We start from the raw sequence: 3,602 nt of genomic DNA, 5'->3' as shown, positions 1-3,602 counted from the left end.
TCGCGCCCGGCGAGGCCGAGGCGGCGGTTGATAAGCTCGGCGGCCCGGTGTGGGTGGTCAAGGCGCAGATCCACGCCGGCGGCCGCGGCAAGGGCCGCTTCAAGGAGACCGAGGCCGGCGACAAGGGCGGTGTGCGAATCGCCAAATCCGACGCCGACGCCGTGGCCGAGGTGAAGAAGATGCTGGGCCACACCCTGGTCACGCACCAGACCGGCGCCAAGGGCAAGCAGGTCAACCGCGTCTACCTCGAGGAGGGCGCGGCGATCGCGCGCGAGCTCTACCTCTCGCTGCTGGTGGACCGCGCCACCTCGCGCGTCTCGTTCATCGCCTCGACCGAGGGCGGCATGGACATCGAGGAGGTCGCGGCCAAGACGCCCGAGAAGATCCTCACCTTCTCGGTCGACCCCGCCACCGGCGTCATGCCCTTCCACGGGCGCAAGGTGGCGTTCGCGCTCGGGCTCACGGGCCAGGCGTTCAAGGACTGCGCCCGGCTGGTTACGACGCTCTACCGGGTCTTCACCGAGAAGGACTGCTCGCTGGTCGAGATCAACCCGCTGATCGTCACCGAAGCGGGCGGGCTGCAGGTGCTCGACGCCAAGATGAACTTCGACTCCAACGCGCTCTACCGGCACGACGAGATCGCCGAGCTGCGCGACGAGACCGAAGAGGACCCCAAGGAGCTCGAGGCCAGCAAGCACGACCTCAACTACATCGCGCTCGACGGCGAGATCGGCTGCATGGTCAACGGCGCCGGGCTCGCCATGGCCACCATGGACATCATCAAGCTGTTCGGCTCGGAGCCCGCCAACTTCCTCGACGTGGGCGGCGGCGCCACCAAGGAGAAGGTGACCGAGGCGTTCAAGATCATCACCTCCGACCCGAACGTGAAGGGAATTCTGGTCAACATCTTCGGCGGCATCATGCGCTGCGACGTGATCGCCGAGGGCGTGGTCGCCGCGGTCAAGGAGGTCGGCCTGAAGGTGCCGCTGGTGGTGCGGCTGGAGGGCACCAACGTCGACCGCGGCAAGCAGATCCTGAACGACTCGGGGCTCAACGTGATCGCCGCCGACAACCTGGCCGACGCCGCCGAGAAAATCGTCAAGGAAGTGAAGGGGAGCGCCTGAAGATGTCCGTCCTCGTCGACGAAAACACCAAGGTGATCTGCCAGGGCTTCACCGGCTCGCAGGGGACCTTCCACTCCGAGCAGGCGATCGCCTACGGCACGCAGATGGTCGGCGGCGTGACGCCGGGCAAGGGCGGCTCCGAGCATCTGGGCCTGCCCGTGTTCAACACGGTGGCCGAGGCGCGCGAGAAGACCGGGGCGGACGCCTCCGCCATCTACGTGCCGCCGCCCTTTGCCGCGGACGCGATTCTCGAGGCGATCGACGCCGAGGTGCCGCTGATCGTGTGCATCACCGAAGGCATCCCGGTGCTCGACATGATGAAGGTCAAGCGGGCGCTGGAGGGCTCGGCGAGCCGGCTGATCGGGCCGAACTGCCCCGGCATCATCACGCCCGACGCCTGCAAGATCGGCATCATGCCCGGCCACATCCACCGGCGCGGCTCGGTCGGCATCGTGTCGCGCTCGGGCACCCTGACCTACGAGGCGGTGGCGCAGACCACCGCCGCGGGGCTCGGCCAGTCCACCTGCATCGGCATCGGCGGCGACCCGATCAAGGGCACCGAGTTCATCGACTGCCTCGAGCTGTTCCTGGGCGACGAGGAGACCGACTCGATCATCATGATCGGCGAGATCGGCGGCGCGGCCGAGGAGGACGCCGCCGCCTTCCTGGCCGCGGAGAAGAAGAGGGGCCGCGCCAAGCCGGTCGCGGGCTTCATCGCCGGGCGCACCGCGCCGCCGGGCCGGCGGATGGGCCATGCGGGCGCCATCATCGCCGGCGGCAAGGGCGGCGCCGAGGACAAGATCGAGGCCATGCGCGCCGCCGGCATCTCGGTGGCCGAGAGCCCGGCGGGGTTGGCCGAGGCGCTCCTCAAGGCGATCGGCTAGCCGCAGCCCCCCGGCGCGCCACCACGGCCCCTTGGGTCCCGGCCCCCGAGCCGGGACCTCCCGGCTGCCCACCGCATGACGGAGCGCGGCCCCGGGCCAGGCCACGGGGCCGCGCCGTGCCGTGTGCCGGCGCCGCGGCCCGGGGGCCACGCAACAATGTGATCATTCCCGCATCCCCCCGGGCGGCGGGCGGTTTAAGTTGCGCCTCAGCCGCAGCATGTTACCGTCCGGCGTTGCGCAGGGGGCCAAACGCCCCATTTTGAGCGGCAAACGGGTCCGGCAGCCGCCGGGCCGGGCGTCCCGCCACGGGCCGCCGCCGCGAAGCTGAAGGGACCGGGAGGCCGCAAGCCCTCCCCGTGGATTGATGGACGAGCAGACCCCGAACGGTCGATTTCGCGCTTCCTCCTTCCTCCAGGGCCACAACGCCCAATATGTCGAGCAGCTCTACGCCCGCTACGTGAAGGACCCCGGCTCGGTCGACCCGAGCTGGGCGCGCTATTTCGACAGCCTCGACGACGCGCCGGACGCGGTCGAGGCCGAGGCCGGGGGTGCCCCCTGGGCGCGCCCCGACTGGCCGCCCGAGGTGAACGGCGAGCTGGTCGCGGCGCTCGACGGGCGCTGGGATTCGGTGCCCGGCGTCGCCGCCATGGCAAAGAAGATCGACGCCAAGGCGCGCGCCCGCGGCGAGGTGCTGGGCGAGGAGCAGGTGCAGGCGGCGGCGCGCGATTCGATCCGCGCAATCATGTACATCCGCTCGTTCCGCTCGCGCGGCCATCTCGGCGCCGACCTCGACCCGCTGCACCTGCAGGGCCGGGTGCGGCACCCCGAGTTCGATCCCTGCTTCTTCGGCTTCAAGGAGGCCGACCTCGACCGGCAGATCTACATCGACAACGTGCTCGGCCTCGAATACGCCACCATGCGCGAGGTCGAGGCGCTGTTGAAGCGCACCTACCAGGGCACCTTCGCGCTGCAGTTCATGCACCTGCTCGACCCGGAGGCGAAGTCCTGGCTGCAGGAGCGCATCGAGGGCTACGGCAAGGAGATCCAGTTCACCAAGCGCGGCCGGCGCGCCATCCTGAACAAGCTGGTCGAGGCCGAGGGCCTGGAGAAGTTCCTGCACGTCAAGTATCTGGGCACCAAGCGCTTCGGCATCGACGGCGGCGAGACGCTGGTGCCTATGATGGAGCAGATCATCAAGCGCGGCGGCGCGCTCGGCGTGAAGGAGATCGTCATCGGCATGCCGCATCGCGGCCGGCTCAACATCCTCGCCAACGTACTGCAAAAGCCGTTCCAGGCCATCTTCCACGAGTTCCAGGGCGGCAGCTTCGCGCCGGACGACGTCGAGGGCTCGGGCGACGTGAAATACCATCTCGGCGCCTCGTCGGACCGCGAGTTCGACGGCAACCGGGTGCACCTCTCGCTCACCGCCAACCCCTCGCATCTCGAGGCGGTGAACCCGGTGGTGATCGGCAAGGTGCGCGCCAAGCAGGAGAAATACGGCGACGACCGCACCACGGTGGTCCCCCTGCTGATCCACGGCGACGCGGCCATCGCCGGCCAGGGCGTGGTGGCCGAGTGCTTCGGGCTCTCGGGG

At 69.6% G+C, this 3,602-nt stretch carries 3 protein-coding genes; all 3 read left to right on the top strand.

Annotation, left to right across the window (positions count from 1 at the left end; all coding sequences use genetic code 11):
• Window positions 1–1,124 (top strand): ADP-forming succinate--CoA ligase subunit beta (sucC, locus tag AC32QD_RS00695; protein WP_492008553.1); only part of this gene is annotated, 1,124 nt, incomplete at its 5' end.
• 2 nt (window positions 1,125–1,126) lie between these two features.
• Window positions 1,127–2,008 (top strand): succinate--CoA ligase subunit alpha, encoded by an 882-nt coding sequence (gene sucD, locus AC32QD_RS00690; RefSeq protein ID WP_492008552.1) that lies wholly within the window; start codon window positions 1,127–1,129, stop codon window positions 2,006–2,008.
• A 364-nt stretch (window positions 2,009–2,372) separates the two neighbouring features.
• Window positions 2,373–3,602 (top strand): 2-oxoglutarate dehydrogenase E1 subunit family protein (locus AC32QD_RS00685; RefSeq protein ID WP_492008551.1); only part of this gene is annotated, 1,230 nt, incomplete at its 3' end.

Source organism: Thermohalobaculum sp. (assembly GCF_058622915.1).
Note: the sequence above shows the minus strand (reverse complement) of the source record. Positions and strands in the feature narration are given on the sequence as shown.

What these genes read in the sequence shown, in the direction of transcription:
- sucD (WP_492008552.1), top strand. Translation starts at nt 1,127, where the DNA reads ATGTCCGTCCTCGTCGACGAAAACACCAAGGTGATCTGCCAGGGCTTC.